The 19,489-nt window shown below is 45.4% G+C and carries 11 protein-coding genes; 9 read left to right on the forward strand and 2 right to left on the reverse strand.

The features are described from left to right. Nucleotides 1-257 precede the first annotated feature (257 nt). The 5 genes from H3V12_RS05735 to H3V12_RS05755 all read left to right on the forward strand — a co-directional run bounded on the left by H3V12_RS05735 (nt 258) and on the right by H3V12_RS05755 (nt 10,671). Nucleotides 258-1,661 carry a sigma 54-interacting transcriptional regulator gene (locus H3V12_RS05735; protein ID WP_075870438.1) on the forward strand — a complete coding sequence of 468 codons (1,404 nt, stop codon included), beginning with the start codon at nt 258-260 and terminating at the stop codon, nt 1,659-1,661. A gap of 1,091 nt (nt 1,662-2,752) precedes the next feature. Continuing rightward, nucleotides 2,753-4,240: a DUF882 domain-containing protein gene (locus H3V12_RS05740; RefSeq protein ID WP_246787517.1), complete on the forward strand. Its 1,488-nt coding sequence runs from the start codon at nt 2,753-2,755 to the stop codon at nt 4,238-4,240. A 141-nt stretch (nt 4,241-4,381) separates the two neighbouring features. Then, nucleotides 4,382-6,868: a heavy metal translocating P-type ATPase gene (locus H3V12_RS05745; protein WP_198213433.1), complete on the forward strand. Its 2,487-nt coding sequence runs from the start codon at nt 4,382-4,384 to the stop codon at nt 6,866-6,868. Nucleotides 6,869-7,294: 426 nt separating this feature from the next. After that, the gene (locus tag H3V12_RS05750) at nt 7,295-8,692 is read left to right on the forward strand and encodes an FAD-linked oxidase C-terminal domain-containing protein (protein ID WP_198213435.1); all 1,398 of its coding nucleotides are present in this window, start codon (nt 7,295-7,297) and stop codon (nt 8,690-8,692) included. 584 nt (nt 8,693-9,276) lie between these two features. Beyond that, nucleotides 9,277-10,671: an FAD-linked oxidase C-terminal domain-containing protein gene (locus tag H3V12_RS05755; RefSeq protein ID WP_198213437.1), complete on the forward strand. Its 1,395-nt coding sequence runs from the start codon at nt 9,277-9,279 to the stop codon at nt 10,669-10,671. Here the strand turns inward: H3V12_RS05755 and H3V12_RS05760 are convergent. After that, nucleotides 10,637-10,999 (reverse strand): DUF488 family protein, encoded by a 363-nt coding sequence (locus H3V12_RS05760; protein ID WP_198213439.1) that lies wholly within the window; start codon nt 10,997-10,999, stop codon nt 10,637-10,639. The genes H3V12_RS05755 and H3V12_RS05760 overlap by 35 nt on opposite strands. A 633-nt stretch (nt 11,000-11,632) precedes the next feature. Between H3V12_RS05760 and H3V12_RS05765 the strand changes: the two genes are divergently transcribed. Both H3V12_RS05765 and H3V12_RS05770 read left to right on the forward strand, forming a co-directional pair. After that, entirely contained in the window at nt 11,633-11,941 is a 309-nt protein-coding gene (locus H3V12_RS05765) for a DUF485 domain-containing protein (protein WP_198213441.1), read from the forward strand. Further along, a complete protein-coding gene (locus H3V12_RS05770; RefSeq protein WP_198213443.1) occupies nt 11,938-13,683 on the forward strand; it encodes a cation acetate symporter in 1,746 nt (581 codons plus the stop codon). Before H3V12_RS05765 ends, H3V12_RS05770 begins: the two co-directional genes overlap by 4 nt. Nucleotides 13,684-13,868: 185 nt before the next feature. On the opposite strand, the gene H3V12_RS05775 is transcribed toward H3V12_RS05770, so the two are convergent. Further along, nucleotides 13,869-15,083 (reverse strand): MFS transporter, encoded by a 1,215-nt coding sequence (locus H3V12_RS05775; protein ID WP_198213445.1) that lies wholly within the window; start codon nt 15,081-15,083, stop codon nt 13,869-13,871. Nucleotides 15,084-15,602: 519 nt separating this feature from the next. Here H3V12_RS05775 and H3V12_RS05780 point away from each other — a divergent pair. Both H3V12_RS05780 and guaB read left to right on the forward strand, forming a co-directional pair. Beyond that, a complete protein-coding gene (locus H3V12_RS05780; protein ID WP_198213447.1) occupies nt 15,603-17,174 on the forward strand; it encodes a phospholipase D family protein in 1,572 nt (523 codons plus the stop codon). Nucleotides 17,175-17,914: 740 nt separating this feature from the next. Then, nucleotides 17,915-19,411 (forward strand): IMP dehydrogenase, encoded by a 1,497-nt coding sequence (guaB, locus tag H3V12_RS05785; protein ID WP_198213449.1) that lies wholly within the window; start codon nt 17,915-17,917, stop codon nt 19,409-19,411. The last annotated feature ends 78 nt before the right edge of the window (nt 19,412-19,489 follow it).

Below are 19,489 nucleotides of genomic sequence, written 5' to 3' on the forward strand. Positions count from 1 at the left end.
CTCCAATAAACCGCGACCAAGCGGAAAAACAACAACTGAAAAAAGCTGTAACAACATGTTATGGTTCTATCAATATGTCGGTTTTGATGGAAATCAACGGAAAACCATTTTTTTTGAAAAAAATTCTCTTTTCTGTTGCATGTAATCACCAGATTGATAGTAGTTTTCCGCTTGCGGGGCAAACGAGGTATACCTATGTTTTGCAACCAAACTCCTATCCGTGCGTTTTCGTCATCACAAAGGAGATGATGAAAGCAATGATGGGTCCTATACTAGTAGCAGCCGAAGACTATGGTAAACGAGCCAACACTTCTTCCATACTTCGCGCCCTCGGTTATCGTGTAATTGAAGCGGAAAACGGACTGCGCACACTTGATCTGTTGCGCAGACGCCGTAACATTTCATTTGCATTGGTCGATTTGATGATGAGTGACCTTGGCGGAACCGATCTCATTTCTACAATTCGGGTTACCGGATTTGCCGCACCACTCGTTGTTATGTCGGATGTCGAGAATGAAGAGCTTCTTCAGAAAAGTCTGAAAGCTGGCGCTGTCGATTATCTCGTTTATCCGATTACATCGCTCAGACTCAGCGTGACACTGGGCAATCTGTCGATCAACAATACCTATGAACGCGAAGTGCATTACATTCGTCGCCAGCAGGAAAACCATTTGCGTTTTTCCGATCTTTACGCAAACAGTGAAGCGATGAAAGAGCCTTTCGAGCAGGCAAAGCAAGCTGCTTTGTCAACCAAAAATCTTCTGATTGAAGGTGAAAAGGGAACCGGAAGAGAAACACTTGCCCGCGTTATTCACCATGAAAGTCCTTATGCAACGGGCAAATTTGTTCGCATCCAATGCGTGCCGATTTCCGACCCTGCGCAAGATAGTAAAAAGTGGGAGACAAAAATTCTGCCACACATCCATTCGATTGATCACGGGACAATTTGTCTTTGCGAAATTGACCGTCTGGAAATCAATCAGCAGAAACGGTGGATCGATTTCCTGAAAAAACGCAAGGAAGCGGAAAAAGACAGCGAACCCAAGTTCCGTCTGACGGTTATTTCGACGTCCCGTCTGCAAGGGTTGGTGGAAGACGGTCTGTTTTTGAAGGAGTTTTATGATCTCTTGCGAGAGTGTCACGTTATCGTGCCCCCCCTTCGTGAGCGGCGTGATGATTTTTCCGATATTGCCCAGCGCGCTATTGAACATATTGTTGTTGAAAGTGGTCAACCGCATGTGCATGGCGTGGCAGGTTCGGCATTGTCACTTTTGCTGCAACATGACTGGCCGGGAAATGTTGGTGAGCTGGAGAATGTGCTCTTTCGCGCGGTCCTGTTAAGTCAGGGGCCGTTATTGACAATCCGTGATTTTCCGCAACTTACGGGAAATCAGGTTACGGATTTCAGAAGTAATGTGCCAATTGATACAGCCGAAAAAAATAGCCGTTATAGTATTCAGCTTATTGATGATAACGGGCAAATCCGTGCTTATAACGAACTCGAACGCGAGATTATAGAACGCACAGTTCACCATTATCGTGGTCGGATGAGTGAAGCAGCCCGGCGTCTCGGCATTGGTCGTTCAACTCTTTATCGGAAACTCGACGAATACCACGCCGAGAACCAGAAGGAGTCGGAAGCACTGCGTCGCGCCAGCTGAACGGGGCACGAGAGTCGAGCTGATCTATAGATCCTACGACCTCACTTATAATCTATCTGTATGGCGGCAGTTGATCGACTGTCGCCATATTTTTTCTGTCCAGTTGTCGGAATGAAAAGCCAATAGATATCTCTATCCGGTTCAAACTAAGTATTGAGTAGAGCAAGTTGCAGGCTTTTGCCCCCACATGAGAAAAAAACTGTTTCTCTGACAAACGAAGCAGTTCGCCAGTTCCGTAGTTCTTTCATTGACTGAAAAAAACGAAATGCATCCTGCATTCGACGAGCAAAATAAATTTTGACGAAAGTCTACACGGCCTTTTAATTGATAGTCGGCCTCAATTTCTCATTTGATTGCTGGATGCCGATTTTTATCGCGATTATGAAGAACATAGGTAATCCAGCTGATCGGATCATTTTTTAACAATGAAGAAAGCCTGAAGAATTTAAAAAGTCGAAATTCGGAAAATATAAAATCGGATGGTCTGAAATTTCTTATTCATCCATTTTTTATCATCTGCAAAATTCCAACCCCCTTTTTACTCACGGCGCGTAGTGTTTGGCTTTTTTTAAAGAAAAATTCGTTTTGACCACGAAATTCTCCTGCTATTAGCTAACCGGATAAAAGACAATGAAGCTTTATCCGAATTCTGTTGAAAATTCTTCGCCCTGTCAAAAACAAGTCTGTCAACGTGTGCAAGACTTGTTTTCAGCCTATTCAATCCCAATATTCAACTTGAAGCGGCAAGATGCTGCGCAGGAATATGTCAATAAAAAGAAAAAATTAACCATCGTAACAAAATGTTACTGAATTTTTGATATTTGTTCTCTTCTGTGGCATTTTTGCCATGGTATAGTCGTATTTGATCAGCATCATTGTTTGCTGGATCACATATAAAGCTGCTGTTAACCATTCTGGGTTAGGCTTTGCTAACTATAAAGCCGATTTTAGATGGTCGGGGAGCGAGTTAATTGAACACTACGTTTTTGATTAACGCGTCTCATCCGCGGGTAACAGGGCAGGTTTTACGAATGGTGGTTGACGGTTTGAAAAAATCATTTTGGACATTTCGTCGTTTGTCATTGGCCTTTATGGCAATGGGTACAGCTTTGTCCTTTATGTTGGCACCGGTAGCAGCAAAGGCTGAAACTAGGTCTTTGAAACTCTATTACGTCCATACAGGTGAAAAAGCCGAAATCGTTTTCAAACGTGATGGCAAATATGATCCGGCCGGTTTGAAGCGGCTGAACGTTTTCTTGCGCGATTGGCGTCGTAATGAGCCGACAAATATGGATCCACGTCTGTTCGACCTTATCTGGTCTGTCTACCGCACCAGCGGATCGCGCGAATACATCAATGTCGTATCAGCATACCGTTCACCGGCTACCAACAATATGTTGCGTTCTCGCTCGCCCGATAGTGGCGTTGCCAAAAACAGCCAGCATACACTTGGCCATGCAATGGATTTCTATCTACCTGATGTCAATCTTGCCAAATTGCGTGCTATCGGTTTGAAACAGCAAGTTGGCGGCGTCGGCTATTATCCTCGTTCAGGCTCGCCTTTTGTCCATATGGATGTGGGCAATGTTCGCCATTGGCCACGTATGAGCCGCAGCGAATTGATGGCTTTGTTCCCCGATGGAAAAACCATGTATATCCCGAGCGATGGCAAACCGCTTGCCGGCTACGACCAGGCAAAGGCCGAATGGCTCGCCCGTCGCGGTGCACCGGTTGTCTATGCCAGTGCAACAACCTCAACACAAAAACATGGGTTTTTCAGTTCTCTGTTCGGACGTAAAAACTCCGACGAACAAGTTCCTTCTCAACCGTCAAGAGTACAACCTAAGGCTCCGGCTGTAGCAGAGGAACCACAAACAACAGTTGTTTCGTTACCCAAAAAAGATGCTCCGCTTCCTGAATCTTCACCATTGCGTGCCAATGGTTTGAAACCGGCGCCCGAGGAAGAAAAGACAAACGAAGCACCGGTTATGGCCTATGCCAATGTGCCTGTACCGACGTTCAAGCCTGATGAAGGTGAGGAAGAGGAAGGCGCTGTCAAGGTTGCAAATATTCCTTTACCCGAAGCAAGACCTTTGCGTCAGGATGAAGCCGACAAGGTTGCTCTTGCTATTGCCAATAATGGTGCAGGATCGGGTAAACCAACCGATAACGTCCCCGGTGATGATCTGACAGCGCTCATTGAAGCCAACGAGATCATAGCTGTACCGGATGATGATTATGAGGAAGATGATGATTATGCCGATGCCGATGAAGCACAATCACCCGATAAATCCACGGTTGCAGCAGTAGAGACGGAAAAAGCTGCCGAAACACCTAAAACTGCCCCGAAGGTCGATCGTCCGGCGACAGATGACCTCAAAAATATTATTGCTGAAAACAGAGCACCGATTACTGTGAAGGATGCCAGTTCTATTGCTCCTGACGAGGAATTGCGTAAAGTGCCGAATGTGGTCTTTGTTTCCGGTCTTGAGAAAAAGCAGGAAGTCTCCCGGGTTGCAGAACTCAGCGGTCGTGCAATCGACTTCCATGCTGTTGCACGTATCAACGACACATATTGATTTTTTCCTCTTCGGCATTTCACACTTTATCAATATGAGCCTTATCCGGTTTATTCCGGATAAGGCTTTTTCTTTTTCATCTTTTTCTCTTGACCTTCCCATGAGGGTAACCATTATCTCTTGATGTGAAAGGTGCGTTTCATGACAACAACTTCACAAACGGAAGAAAACAGTCAATCTCCGGCAAAAGACAAATTTCATATAGAGCTTGATATTGAAGGGATGACGTGTGCATCTTGTGTTCGCCACGTTGAAAAGGCTTTAAAAAAAGTTGAAGGCGTAGACAATGCTGTCGTCAATCTGGCAACAGAAAAGGCTGACGTTACGAGCCGGAATAAACTTGGCATTGACGAGCTTGTGCATGCTGTCGAGAAAGCCGGTTATGAAGTGGGTTACCAACCGGTTGACCTTGATATTGATGGGATGAGTTGCGCTTCTTGTGTGCGGCGCGTTGAAAAGGCACTTCTCTCTGTAGGCGGGGTGAAGACTGCTGTTGTTAATCTCGCAACAAACCGCGCCCATGTCGAGATGCTCAAAAATGTGACGACAATTGATGCGCTGGAAAAAGCAGTAACCAAAGCCGGTTATGGTGCAAAGCCCATCAATAATCATGAAGAAGTCGACAGACAAGCTGTCGAGGCGCATAAACTTGGCCGCTCTCTGGTTATAGCTCTTATTCTCACCATTCCGGTTTTTGTTCTTGAAATGGGCGGCCATATCATACCGCCCTTCCATCATTTTGTTATGACAACCATCGGCATGTTCCCTTCTCGCCTCGTCGAATTCATTTTGACAACGCTGGTTCTGTTCGGCCCCGGTTGGCGGTTTTTCAAATCCGGCATTCCCAATCTCTTTCGTGCGACTCCGGATATGAACTCGCTTGTTGCTGTTGGCTCCTTTGCTGCATGGTCCTATTCTACCGTTGCAACCTTCGCAGGCACTTATATGCCTGAGGGAACCAACAATGTTTATTTCGAGGCAGCGGCCGTTATCGTTACCTTGATCCTGCTCGGCCGTTATCTTGAAGCGGGCGCACGTGGACGCACCAGTGAAGCCATCCGTATGCTTGCCGGTTTGAAACCGAAAACAGCACGCGTTTTAAGAGATAACGAAGAAACAGATATTGCGCTTGATGATGTTGCCGTCGGGGACATTATTGTTATGCGACCGGGAGAAAAATTCCCTGTTGACGGCGCGGTCACAAGCGGTAACTCGAATGTTGATGAATCCATGATGACGGGCGAACCTTTGCCCGTTGCCAAAAAAGAAGGCGACAAAGTTTATGGCGGAACTGTCAACGGTAATGGCTCCTTGACATTTCGTGCTGAAAAGATCGGTGGCGATACACTTATTGCACAAATCCAGAAAATGGTCGAAGACGCACAAAGTGCAAAACTACCCATACAGGCTTTGGTCGATAAGGTAACCGGCTGGTTTGTTCCTGCTGTTTTTGCAGCCGCAATTGTTACGTTTTTTATCTGGTTTTTTGTCGGCCCTGCTCCACAATTTCCGCATGCGCTTATTGCCGGCGTATCGGTACTCATCATCGCCTGCCCTTGTGCAATGGGTCTTGCAACCCCGACATCCATTATGGTGGGCACAGGTCGGGCAGCAACACTTGGTATTCTGTTCCGTCGCGGCGATGCGTTACAAACCTTGCGTGATACTAATGTTGTTGCCTTTGACAAAACGGGCACGCTGACGGTGGGCAAACCGGTATTACATAAAATAATCACAGCCAAGGGATTTGATGAAAGACAAACATTGGCGGATGTTGCAGCGGTGGAACTACGCTCCGAACACCCGATTGGCGAGGCTTTGAATGAAGCTGCAAAAAAGGCCGGAATAACCCTTTCGGCTGTTGAAGAATTCAATTCCAAACCCGGATTTGGTATTTCCGGCAAAGTAAATGGACGAGACGTCATTATCGGGGCCGACCGTTATATGAACGAGATAAATGTTGATATCTCCGGCTTTTCCAAAGATGCCGAGATTTTCGGCAATGAAGGCATGACGCCTTTTTATGCGGCAATAGACAATAACGCGGCTGCAATTTTTGCCGTTGAAGATCCCGTCAAACAGAATTCGGGAAAAACGATTGCCGAACTTCAAAACATGGGCGTCGCAACAGCGCTCGTCACAGGAGATAATCGTAACACAGCAAAAACAATCGGCTCAAAACTCGGTATTTCAGAAATCGTCGCCGAAGTGCTTCCGGCAGGAAAAGTAGATGCTGTGGAAAAAATTCGCGGGTCTGGACGGCGGGTCGCCTTTGTCGGTGATGGCATCAATGATGCGCCGGCACTTGCCGCTGCCGATACCGGTATTGCCATCGGGACCGGTGCCGATGTTGCTATTGAAAGTGCCGATGTTGTATTGATGTCGGGCGACCCGACAGGCGTTGTCAATGCGATTGCCATTTCAAAAGCAACAATCCGCAACATCAAGCAGAATTTGTTCTGGGCATTCGGTTATAATGTTTTGCTTATTCCTGTTGCAGCCGGAATTTTCTATCCTGTCTGGGGCGTACAATTATCGCCAATGCTATCTGCCGCAGCAATGGCAATTTCAAGTGTCTTTGTGCTTTCCAATGCATTGCGTTTGAAACGTTTCAGACCCCGTTTGTAGGCTAACAGTGCTCTCACCAACCTTATTAGAAGATCGGGTCAATCTTCGCCGCTCATCATATTGAATGAAGAGTTTTAAAGTGGATTGACCAGAGGTGAGAGCATTCACAAAAAGCATGGAGACAGACGTGAATTAAGTCTGTCACTTGCATCCTCTTTGAACAGCCAAAATAATCATGCTTGAATGACGGGTGAAGTTGACATTCACCAAAACATTTTGTCATCGAACCAGTGTGTATTAACAGAAACGATTTCACAATGGATAAACAAATGCGCTTATTCCTTTGGAATAAATTTTCAATCCTTTAAAAAAATTATCGCGGAAGCCCATTATCAATCATAATATTTTGAAATATCATTGCAATTTCTTGCGCTTGGCGCGAAAGTGGCAAAAGAAAATTGCCCACCCAAAGAGAGAGTAAAAAGAATGGCAAAACACTGCGATGAAGCGACAATAGATCGTGTTTGTGAAGAATTGAAAGCGGCTTTCGGAGATAGGTTCAGCCGCAATCTTTCTGTCCGTCAGGCTCATTCCCATAATGTGACCGCACTTTATCAACAAACTCCTGATGGCGTTGTCTATGCAACCAACAAAGACGATGTTGTAAAGATCGTAAAGATTTGCGCTAAGCACAAAATGCCGATTATTCCCTTTGGGGCCGGAAGTTCCATTGAAGGACAGCTCAATGCCCCGAAAGGTGGTATCAGCATTGATTTTTCAAAAATGGATCAGGTTGTTTCTTTTTCACCTGAAGATATGACCATTACTGTCCAGCCCGGAATTACCCGCGAAACTTTGAATAGCTGGTTGCGCGACAGTGGTCTTTTCTTCCCGATCGACCCCGGTGCCGATGCATCTATTGGTGGCATGGCCTCGACACGTGCATCCGGAACCAATGCCGTGCGCTATGGCACGATGAGAGAAGCTGTTTTAAGTGCTGAAGCGGTTATGGCAGATGGGAGAATTATTCGTACGGCAAGCCGCGCAAAAAAATCGGCCGCCGGCTATGACCTGACCCGTCTACTCGTTGGCTCCGAAGGGACACTCGGTATTTTTACCGAAATTACATTGCGCGTGCATCCGGTTCCGGAAGTCGTTTCGTGCGGCGCTTGCACTTTCCCGACTGTAACCGATGCTTGCAATGCAGTTATTGAATCAATTCAATGCGCTATTCCCTTCGCACGTGTTGAACTTCTTGATGAATTCATGACAAAAGCCTGTAACGCTTATTCGGGATTGAAACTTGATCCCCTTCCCACACTTTGTGTCGAATTCCATGGCGATAAAACCAGCGTTGCCGCACAAGTTTCACTCTTTGGTGAAATAGCAGCAAGCCATGGATCAAAAGATTTCAAACATTCGACCGATCCGGATAAACGCGCCGAACTCTGGAAAGCGCGCCACGAAGCCTTTTGGGCTGCTCAGGCAAGCCTGCCCGATTGCGATGTATTTTCCACTGATGCCTGTGTCCCTATTTCGCGGCTTGCCGATTGCGTGGGTGAAACACAGAAAGACCTTCAGGAGCACCACCTCATCGGACCAATGGTCGGTCATGTCGGTGATGGAAACTTCCATGTTCTTCTCGGCTATCACAAAGGTAATAAAGAAGAAGAAAAGAAGGTCTACGAATTTTCCGAAAGATTGTCCGAAAGGGCAATTTCTATGGATGGAACTTGCACAGGCGAACATGGCATCGGGCAAAGAAAAGCAAAATATTTGCGGCTCGAACTCGGAGATGCTGTCGATTATATGCGGGCTATTAAAAAAGCTCTCGACCCTGACAATATTCTCAACCCCGGAAAATATGGTTTTGAAGACTATTGACAATCAAAAGTGAAGCGGCTCTTCAACCAATGAATTCAAAACAATAATTTTCAGCTTCGCTTCATTCCGGTGTATTTGATAAAAATTGACTTATCATCGGCTGCCTGTTTTTGAGTAAATAGGCAGCTTTCTTTTATTTTCTGATCTTATTTTATTTTCGGGATTTTATTCGGGTTTATTTATTTTATTAAAACTTACAATCCGCATAACAGAATATCATAATCGTCTTTTAAAACTTATGACTGCGTTTAATTTATTAAGTAATTTTTGCTTTTTCATTTTTTTAAATGATAACAAAACGAGTGTTTGTCAGTGGAACATGATTCTACAACCTTTCGGAAAACATGTGCTGATGGAGGCTGTTGATTTCCGTTTTTGTTAGCAAGACTATTTTTCTTGCAATATTGATCTTATACATTTTTCGTTTTTTTATAAAATCGTTCTCATATACAAATAAAAGAAAACATATATTATACATAATTGATATAATACATTTGTTTTATGAATAATTTTATTGAAAAATATCTCTCGATCGTGCCAACATTTTAAATTAGCTATCCAATACAGGGAGAGGAGTGTAGAGAATGGCTAAATTAGATAAGAAGACCGTAGATCACGTGTGTAAAGAATTGGAAACGGCCTTCGGCAATCGTTTCAGCGATAATCTTTCAGTTCGAGATACCCACTCGCACAATGAAACAAAATTGCGGCACGAAGTGCCTGATGGCGTTGTTTATGCTTTGTCAAAAGATGATGTGGTCAAGACAGCCAAAATTTGCGCCTGTCATAAAATGCCGATTATCGGTTTTGGCGTGGGAAGCTCGCTTGAAGGGCAGTTGAATGCTCCTTATGGGGGTATCAGTATCGATTTTTCAAAAATGGATCAGGTTGTATCTTTTTCGCCGGAAGATATGACAATCACCGTGCAACCGGGTATTACGCGAGAAAAATTGAACAGCTGGTTGCGTGATAGCGGTTTGTTTTTTCCAATTGACCCCGGCGCGAATGCCTCAATCGGAGGTATGGCGGCCACACGCGCATCAGGTACCAGCGCCGTTCGTTATGGAACAATGAGAGAGGCGGTTTTATGTGCAGAGGCGGTCATGGCCGATGGACGCCTCATCCGCACAGCAAGCAGAGCCAAAAAATCTGCCGCCGGTTATGATCTGACACGCCTCCTCGTTGGCTCGGAAGGCACACTCGGGCTTTTTACCGAACTCACAATAAGGCTGCATCCGATACCCGAAGTCGTTTCGAGTGGCATTTGCACTTTTGCAACAATTGGAGACGCTTGTAATACTGTCATCGAATCCATCCAGTGTGCTATACCCTTTGCACGTGTCGAACTGATGGACGAGTTCATGGTCAAGGCGTGCAACGCCTATTCCGGTTTAACTTTGGAGCCACGCCCGACGCTTTGCGTCGAGTTCCATGGCGACGAGGCAAGTGTTGCAAGTCAGGCTGCCACGTTTAGCGAAATTGCCTCTGCCCATGGTTCGAGCAATTTTCAGCAATCTACCGACCCGGAAAAACGGGCCCAACTTTGGAAAGCCCGCCATAGTGCTTTATGGGCTGCCGAGGCAAGCTTGCCCGAATGCGATGTATTTTCTACAGATGCCTGTGTGCCTATTTCGCGTCTTGCCGATTGCGTCACCGAAACGCAAAAAGACCTGAAAGAACATAATCTGATCGGCCCCATCATCGGTCACGTTGGTGACGGCAACTTTCATGTTTTTGTCGGTTACCCGAAAGACAACGAGAGGGAAGAAAAACGCATCTATGAATTTACCGAGAGGCTGTCGGAACGGGCCATATCAATGAGGGGCACTTGCACAGGTGAACATGGTATAGGACAACGCAAGATAAAATATTTGCGTATGGAACTTGGAGATGCTGTCGACTTCATGTGGACAATTAAACAGGCTCTCGATCCTGACAATATTCTCAATCCCGGGAAATACGGTTTTCCAGATAATTGAGAAGTACTACCGCGTTGTTGTGTTCTTCATCATGCGCGGCATACAATAACGTTACTTGCGGATGTTTCTTCAGGGAAGAAAGAAAAAGTTCGATCGCTTCCAATTGACCATCGAGCTCGGAAATATATCGGCTTTTGAATTCTTCCCATTTGGCAACGTCATGGTTGAACCAATGACGCAACTCATTGCTCGGTGCCAATTCCTTTTGCCAATCATCAATATGGGCTTTCTCCTTGGAAAGCCCCCTTGGCCAGAGGCGATCAATCAAAACCCGCCAACCATCATTTTCCGAATATGGTTCATAAATCCGTTTGATAGTTATCTTCATTCTGTTTTATTCCGGTAGTGTTTTGAATACCATTATTCAAAATAGTGCATCTTCAAAAAGATCAAAAGCTTTAAATATTATAAGACGCTTAATGATATTCCCCTACTAGAATTTTTCCTGGATTTTTCTCGACCGACAGCACAGTTGAATCGGCTTATTAAGAGCCATTGGAATTGCGCAATTTTCCCTCACATTAGACACAGCGGCACATCTCTTACTGCTTTTCATAAAAGCGACAAAACATCCAAAGCAAAGATTTTAATTTATATATACGAAAAATTGAATACGAAAATCATCAAAAAACATAATTTAAATTTTGACAATATTGACATAACATATCACTTGCATGATTATTTTAAATCGAATGAAATTTATTTTATGGAGGTGTCAAATAAAAATCATTTTTTAAACCTAAGATAGTCATGTTAGTTACTTTAATTCAGAGTAAATCAAGTGAAATATGAGTATTTTACTACGTCTGGAACGGCAGGGATAGCTATTGGCCTGAAATTGGAACGGCATCAGAGGAGAGCAACCGTTTCGCGCCTTCTGCCCCCCATGAGTGACACGGATTACAAGTAACAATATCTGACTGAATTTGAAAATCATTCCTGTCGCGGAGGAGGAGCCGTCATGGATAAAGAAACTATTGCCCGGATAGAGGCAAGCCCTGCCTATATTACGTTGAGAAAAAAGCGCAACAGGTTGGGCGGCATTCTTACCGTTATTGCCCTTATTGTTTATTATGGCTGGATTGCACTCATTGCCTTTGACAAGCAGTTCCTGAGTTTACGCATTGGTACCGGCGTCACAACGATAGCCATCCCGATTGGTATAGGTGTGATTGTTGTCATGGTGCTTTTAACTGCAATCTATATTCTGATCGCAAATAGCAGTTACGACCATTATATCGACGAGATTAAAAAGGAGGTTAAGCAATGAACCTCTTTTGTTTTTTAAAAAGGCAGCCCGTCTTCGGGATAGGTACTTTCCTCATTTTTCTCTCGAACAACATCAATGCGAAAGCCGATGCCATTGGCGGAGAACTTCCTAAACAAGCCACGAACTGGTCGGCAATTATCATGTTTTTCGTGTTTGTCGCTCTGACCCTGTGGATTACCAAATGGGCTGCAAACAGAACCCGGTCACGAGCGGACTTCTATACCGCTGGCGGCGGTATAACCGGTTTTCAGAACGGTTTGGCTATTGCCGGTGACTTTATGTCTGCCGCTTCCTTTCTTGGAATTTCGGCTATGGTCATGAGCGTCGGTTATGACGGATTGATCTATGCCGTCGGCTTTCTTGTCGGTTGGCCTATTGTCATGTTTCTTGTGGCGGAAAGATTACGCAACCTCGGTCGCTTCAATTTTGCCGATGTCGCAGGGTTCCGTTTTGCAACCGCCCCGATACGGATATTCGCCGCCTGCGGGACACTTGCCGTTGTCGCTTTTTATCTGATTGCACAAATGGTCGGTGCCGGCCAGCTTATCAAACTCCTGTTCGGACTGGATTATCTTTATGCCGTAATTCTTGTCGGTGTTTTGATGATGATTTACGTGCTTTTTGGTGGAATGACAGCCACAACATGGGTGCAGATCATCAAAGCCGTATTGCTTCTTATCGGCGTCACTTTTATGGCATTCATGATCTTGTTGAAATTTAACTTCAGCTTTGAAAATTTCTTTCAGGCCGCAGTCAACGTTAAAGCGACATTGTTTGCCCAAAAAAACTCTGTTGACGCCACTTCGCCTGAAGCGATTGCTGCCGGACAATCGATCATGTCTCCCGGTGGTTTTATAAAGGATCCGATTTCGGCTATTTCCTTCGGCATGGCATTAATGTTCGGAACCGCCGGACTGCCACATATTCTGATGCGTTTTTTCACTGTCCCGAATGCAAAAGAAGCCCGAAAATCTGTTTTGTGGGCAACGATCTGGAACGGATATTTCTATATTGTTATCTTTATTATCGGTTTTGGTGCCATTGCACTTGTTCTCTCCGATCCGGTACTTTCAGCGCCCCTTTCAAGTGGTGCAGGAGCGGCCAATATGGCCGCGGTTATGGTCGGAAAGGCGGTCGGCGGAAATATGTTCTACGGTTTTATTTCTGCTGTGGCTTTTGCGACTATTCTGGCTGTTGTGGCAGGCCTTACTCTTTCCGGTGCAACAGCAATTTCCCATGATATTTTCAATATGGTCTTAAAAAAAGGCACGGCAGCAAGTGACGTCGAACTGCGGATATCACGCATTGCTACGGTCATCATCGGCATCATTGCCATTCTACTTGGCATTGTTTTCGAACAGCAAAACGTGGCCTTTATGGTTGCACTTGCTTTTGCTATTGCAGCATCTGCAAACTTTCCTGTTCTTCTGCTTTCCATCCTGTGGAAAAAATGTACCACACGGGGAGCAGTGATCGGGGGCTTCCTTGGACTCATATCTTCTGTCGGCCTCACAATTGTCTCGCCGGCCGTATGGGTTTCGACATTCGGTTTCTCACCGGATACGGTGCTCTTCCCCTATACTTCACCTGCCCTCTTCTCGATGATATTGGGCTTTGGCGGTGTATGGTTGTTTTCAATTACCGACAACAGCAACCGTGCACAGGAAGATCGCGCCGGCTTTCCTGCCCAACAGATCCGTTCTGAAACCGGCATCGGTGCGTCAGTCGCTTCTGACCATTAAATTGGTTCGGATTGAACTGCCTTTTATTAAAAGCTTACTATTTGAAAAGGCATATGATGATTTGTAAAAAAGGCGGTCTCTGACCGCCTTTTTCTATCAATATTGGCATTTGAATTCACCACCTCCGATTTTCTTGGCACGTTTCAAGCTATGACAATAGATATATTGTCGATATTTGTGCGGCCTCACGCCTTTTCGTGATATCGATAAAGTTTCAGGTTTATGACAATGGCGACGAAAATAACCAAGGCGGTTACAAAAAAGACTGGACGAACGCCGAACCACCCACCAATAAAACCGCCGCAAACAGGCCCCAGAACCTGCCCGACATATTGGGACGAAACAGAAAGCCCCAAGACAGTTCCCACAGCATCATCCGGTACGATATGACGCAAAATAGCAGTTACACAAGGAATCAGTCCACCAAGTGCCAGACCGAGCAGAAAGCGCAGTACAACCAACATCCATGCGGATGTCACAAATGCTTGCGGCACGACGAGAATGATAGCTGCAATCATTGCCCAGACTAACACTTTCCAATGCCCGACGCGATCAGCGAGCCGGCCGAGTTGGGTTGCCGATAGCGCACTTCCTAATGCTGTCATTGACATAACAAGACCTGCCCAGAAAGTTACACTCGCTCCCCCTTTGGACAGAGTATTTACAAAAATTGTTATAATCGGCTCGATTGACAGATTGGCAAATGTTAGAAGCGCTCCGGTTAGCAACATTGCGCTAACATTGTGGTTAAAGAGACTTCGCGTGAGCATGCCATTGTTTTTTTTGCGACGCCGGTCAACAAATACCTTATGATTTTCACTGATCGCAAATGTTGTAATGATAAAAGTTATAAAAATCAGAATACCGATAGCGACAAAACACGTTCTTATGCCGATGTAATCCGGTAAAATACCGCCAATCAATGGACCGATAAAATTGCCAGCCATAACACCGGACGAAATAACGCCCAGTGCCCATCCGGTTTTATCTTTCGGCGTTTGCGTGGCTGCTAGAATAGCCGCTCCCGAGGCATAACCTCCGGCGAGCCCTGTCAATAAACGCAATAAAACCAATTGTGAAATGCTGGTAACAAAGCCCATCAATCCGATCGAAATTGCCATGCCGAAACTTGCACGAACCAACATAAGCTTACGCCCGTAACGGTCGCCCAAACGGCCCCACAAAGGCGCGACAAGAGTTGCAGAAAAAAACGTCGCTGCATATGCAATTCCTGACCATTCCGAAATGGCTTTCGGATCACTCACTCCGATTTCTTCAACAAAAAGTGGCAAAAAAGGCAAAAGAACAGTCATCCCGACAATCGTCGTAAAGGCACCGAAAGCCGATATGATGAGATTTCGCCGCCAATGAGGCGACAATTCTTCAGTTTGTTCAACCATTTGAACGCCCAATCAATTTTGTCGTGACGATACTTCTATTGCAACGTTGAAAAGACAGAAAACAAGGGCCATCATAGGGTGAAATCCGCTTCGCCATTTATTTCTATCGTTCATCTTCCGTTCAACGGATTCTTTATTTTTATCCATTATTTATTTAAAAGCAGCAAAATCAAATTATTTTTTGAGATCAATAGAGGTTTGCCTTTTTACATCGGACGACAAGTCTTCAAGACTGGCCTCCGGAAAGGAACAGGCCATTGCGATTTTTCACTTGTTGATAAAAAGAGTTTTCAAAATTGGCAAAACCTCCGGGAAAGTCATCAAACTTAAAACCGGAAGGCTGAAAAAAATGTTTCCCCAAAAAAAGATAGCGTTATTGTTACCTGTTACTGTTTGTCGCCTATAATGAATCGAGCCACTATCAACTATTTTTTAAAATAGCCAATTCAGGAAATGAATAGACGACATTAGCCAATTATATTAGATTACATCGTTTTCTGGAACAAGAGAGCCTTTTCTTTGAACATTCTACATTTAGTCATCGCAATTGTTATCGTGTTTGCGTTAGCCTCTATGCTGGCTGTCTATGCTTACGGACGCTTTGCAAAAAGTGCGCGCGGCGAAAGTTCTTTTGCGCTGAAAATAGGTGGAAAAAGCACAAAAATAGACCAGAAAATCGAAGATTTGGCAAAACGTGAAAACGGGTTGGGTGTTGAAAAAGACGGGCTGTCACTTTTCATCAGTAATCTTGATGCTTTTGCCGGCCGCGCTGTCGGAACCGGACTTGCCGGACGCAGTCTTGATCTCATGTATTATATCTGGGATGATGACCTCACGGGTCGCCTTCTTTTGAAAGAGGTGATGGATGCTGCCGATAGAGGCGTTCGCGTCCGTATGTTGCTTGACGATATTAATGCACAGGGGCGTGATCCGGCCTATGTTGCGCTTGATAAACATCCGAACATAGAAATACGGATGTTCAACCCCGGACGGGCGCGAAACGGTGGTTTGAGACGCGGTCTTGAAATGGTGTTACGTGCATTAACAGTCACCCGCAGAATGCACAACAAAGCTTTTATCATTGACGGGCGCATTGCTTTTGTAGGCGGGCGTAATATTGCCGACGCCTATTTCGGAGCGGGCAAGGCCTCCAATTTTCGCGATCTTGATTTGATGCTTGTCGGGCCTTCGGTCAAAAAAGTGGAAACAATTTTCGATTCATTCTGGAACAGTGCTGTGGCACTGCCCATCCATGCCTTGGCAGTACCCAAAAAAGCCCGTGATATCAATTATTGGAAAAACAAACTCACGCAATTTCACGACTCGGAAAACGCAAAACCTTATCTTGATTATGTCCGCAATCATATGAATTTCGAACATTTCATCAAACCGCAACATAAGCTTTTTCCGGTTGTTGCGGTTGATGTTGTGTCGGATCCCCCCGAAAAAGCTCTTGGGCATAGGCCTGAAAACTGGTTGATGACAGTGTTTTCACCATTAATCGATAGCGCAAAAACCGAGCTGCAGATTACATCTCCCTATTTTGTTCCCGGAAAAGCGGGAACCGAACGGCTTTGCAAGCTCGTAAAAAATGGTGCCGACGTCCGGATACTTACAAATTCTCTGGCAGCAACCGATGTTGCTGCAGTCCATGGTGGATATGCGCCTTATCGCAAGCCACTTCTTAAAGGCGGAGCAAAACTTTACGAACTGAAGCCAGATGGTGGGCCTCATCGCTTGCGCCTGTTTGGTTCCGGTCGTGCGAGTCTTCATACCAAGGCGTTCCTGATCGACGGTAAAACAGCATTTATCGGTTCTTTCAATTTTGACCCCCGTTCAGCTTCACTTAACACTGAAATGGGAATTCTGTTTGAATGTCCCCCCATATCCGACAGATTGAACAAGCTTTTTGCTGCAGAAACAACAAAGGAAATGAGCTATCATCTTCATCTTGATAGCAGAAACCGGATTTACTGGGATTTTGTTGAAGGCGCAAAACCATGCCTCACAAAACGTGAACCGGAAAGTCGCATATGGCGAAGGGCTTTTGCCAAGCTGATTAGCTGGTTGCCTATCCAATCACAATTGTAAAAAAATAATCTGCGCGCAAAGTCTTTGATTTATCAAATTTGGCGCAAAACCGACACGTTCGTCTTGCTTGAAATCTGACTACTCAAGGAATGCAACAAAAGCATTACGAACGGATGGCAATCTTCCAAGGATTTCGGGAAATCTTGCGCTTTAATGAGGTGCGCTTCACACTATTTGAGGGCAAAATATTCTGCCTGTCCCTTAATTACATCAGGAAAGTCTGAACTCGTGCCGTCTCCACACAACCGGACAAGAAACCCGTCGCCTCTAGCGTTATAGATAATTTGGATGTAGCTGAAATCGAATAACCGGAGCGTTTCTTCTACTCTCATCCATGTTTGGTTGAAGAACCCCTGGTCTTTAACAAACGACAACCGGCATAAGCGGGAAATCGCTCCCGCAGTTCAATTTTTTCAAAGACGGAACATCAGCATATCGAATAGAATAATTGTTCCGGATTTTGCGAAAAATAAATGCTTCCAAATACCAAATAAAAATTCCTTTCGTTATCCGACAATAGATTAAATGAATTCAACTTTTTTGGTTATCGGATAGGATGAATTGCGGATTTTTAAGAAAAACAATCCAAATTAAAGTGTGATAACTCAAAATGTGATTGCCACCCCCCTTTCCAATTTTGTTCCCGCGTGTTACGAACCAGCGCCAATCCATAAGAAGCAATACGAATGTACCGCTGTACTTGGTTTCAGCGGTTGTTCGTTTTTAAAGGAATATTGGACATGGCAAAAATCATTGAAACAGCTACAGGTAGAGAAGCACTGACATTTGACGATGTGCTTTTACAGCCTGCCCATTCTGAAGTTATGCCGGGGCAAGTCGATCTTAAAACGACTGTTGCAACCGACATAGTTTTAAACTTGCCGCTCTTGTCGGCTGCAATGGATACAGTAACCGAGTCGAGATTGGCAATTGCCATGGCACAATCAGGCGGAATGGGTGTTATCCATCGTAACATGACACCAACCGAGCAGGCAGAGGAAGTCCGTCAGGTCAAGAAGTTTGAATCCGGCATGGTTGTCAACCCCGTTACCATCGGGCCGGAAGCCACGTTGGAAGAAGCAAAGGCGCTTATGGCAGCTCACGGCATTTCCGGCATTCCGGTTGTTGAGAATGGCGAAAAAGGTCCGGGACGTCTTGTCGGCATCCTGACAAACCGTGATGTTCGTTTTGCTTCCGATCCGAAACAGAAAATTTATGAATTGATGACACGGGAAAACCTCGTTACCGTTCGTGAAAATGTCCAACATGACGAGGCTAAAAGGCTTCTCCATCAAAATAGAATAGAAAAACTTCTGGTTGTCGATAATGAAGGGCGTTGCGTCGGATTGATAACTGTAAAAGATATCGAAAAATCGCGCCTCAATCCGAATGCTGCCAAAGACGCCCAAGGGCGTTTACGTGTCGGTGCGGCAAGCACTGTCGGTCGTGACGGCATGGAACGGGCAGAACGGCTTATTGATGCCGGTGTTGATATTCTGGTGATTGATACTGCTCACGGTCATTCCCAGCGTGTTCTTGATGCTGTCAAGGAAGTGAAAAAGATTGCCGGTTCAACCGCTATTATGGCCGGAAATGTCGCAACACCTGAAGCAACACAGGCACTCATCGATTGCGGAGCTGATGCTGTTAAAGTCGGGATTGGACCGGGTTCGATTTGTACAACACGTATCGTGGCTGGTGTCGGTGTCCCGCAACTTTCGGCTATCATGGGTGCTGTCGAGGTTGCTGACAAAGCAGGTATTCCGATTATTGCCGATGGCGGTATCAAATATTCAGGCGATCTGGCAAAAGCCTTGGCAGCAGGTGCCCGTGCAGTCATGATCGGTTCGCTGCTCGCCGGCACGGAAGAAAGCCCGGGGGAAGTTTATCTCTATAAAGGTCGCTCTTTCAAAGCCTATCGCGGGATGGGATCGGTAAGTGCAATGGCACGTGGTTCGGCCGATCGTTATTTTCAGGCAGATGTGCATGACGAATTGAAACTCGTGCCTGAGGGCATTGAAGGACAAGTTGCCTATAAGGGGCCTGCAGCCTCGGTTCTGCATCAACTCGGTGGCGGTTTGCGTGCTTCAATGGGCTATCTCGGTGCACCGAACCTTGAAGAATTCCGCAAAAAAGCAACATTCGTACGCATTACCAATGCCGGACTGAGTGAAAGCCACACCCATAATGTGTCGATCACTCGCGAAAGCCCGAATTATCCGAGTGCAATCCTGTAATTGCGGTTTTCGGATTTACCCCCTTGCCTGCCCCAAAAGCCGGCAAGGGGTTTTATAAATAGTTTTGCCACGGAAAAC

It is taken from the genome of Bartonella sp. W8167 (genome assembly GCF_016100335.1).
GTDB classification, from domain to species: Bacteria; Pseudomonadota; Alphaproteobacteria; order Rhizobiales; family Rhizobiaceae; genus Bartonella; species Bartonella apis.

Coding starts and splice junctions, on each gene's coding strand:
- H3V12_RS05765 (WP_198213441.1), top strand. CDS start 11,633: ATGGATAAAGAAACTATTGCCCGGATAGAGGCAAGCCCTGCCTATATT.
- H3V12_RS05750 (WP_198213435.1), top strand. CDS start 7,295: ATGGCAAAACACTGCGATGAAGCGACAATAGATCGTGTTTGTGAAGAA.
- H3V12_RS05745 (WP_198213433.1), top strand. CDS start 4,382: ATGACAACAACTTCACAAACGGAAGAAAACAGTCAATCTCCGGCAAAA.
- H3V12_RS05735 (WP_075870438.1), top strand. CDS start 258: ATGATGGGTCCTATACTAGTAGCAGCCGAAGACTATGGTAAACGAGCC.
- guaB (WP_198213449.1), top strand. CDS start 17,915: ATGGCAAAAATCATTGAAACAGCTACAGGTAGAGAAGCACTGACATTT.
- H3V12_RS05775 (WP_198213445.1), bottom strand. CDS start 15,083: ATGGTTGAACAAACTGAAGAATTGTCGCCTCATTGGCGGCGAAATCTC.
- H3V12_RS05740 (WP_246787517.1), top strand. CDS start 2,753: ATGGCAATGGGTACAGCTTTGTCCTTTATGTTGGCACCGGTAGCAGCA.
- H3V12_RS05770 (WP_198213443.1), top strand. CDS start 11,938: ATGAACCTCTTTTGTTTTTTAAAAAGGCAGCCCGTCTTCGGGATAGGT.
- H3V12_RS05755 (WP_198213437.1), top strand. CDS start 9,277: ATGGCTAAATTAGATAAGAAGACCGTAGATCACGTGTGTAAAGAATTG.
- H3V12_RS05760 (WP_198213439.1), bottom strand. CDS start 10,999: ATGAAGATAACTATCAAACGGATTTATGAACCATATTCGGAAAATGAT.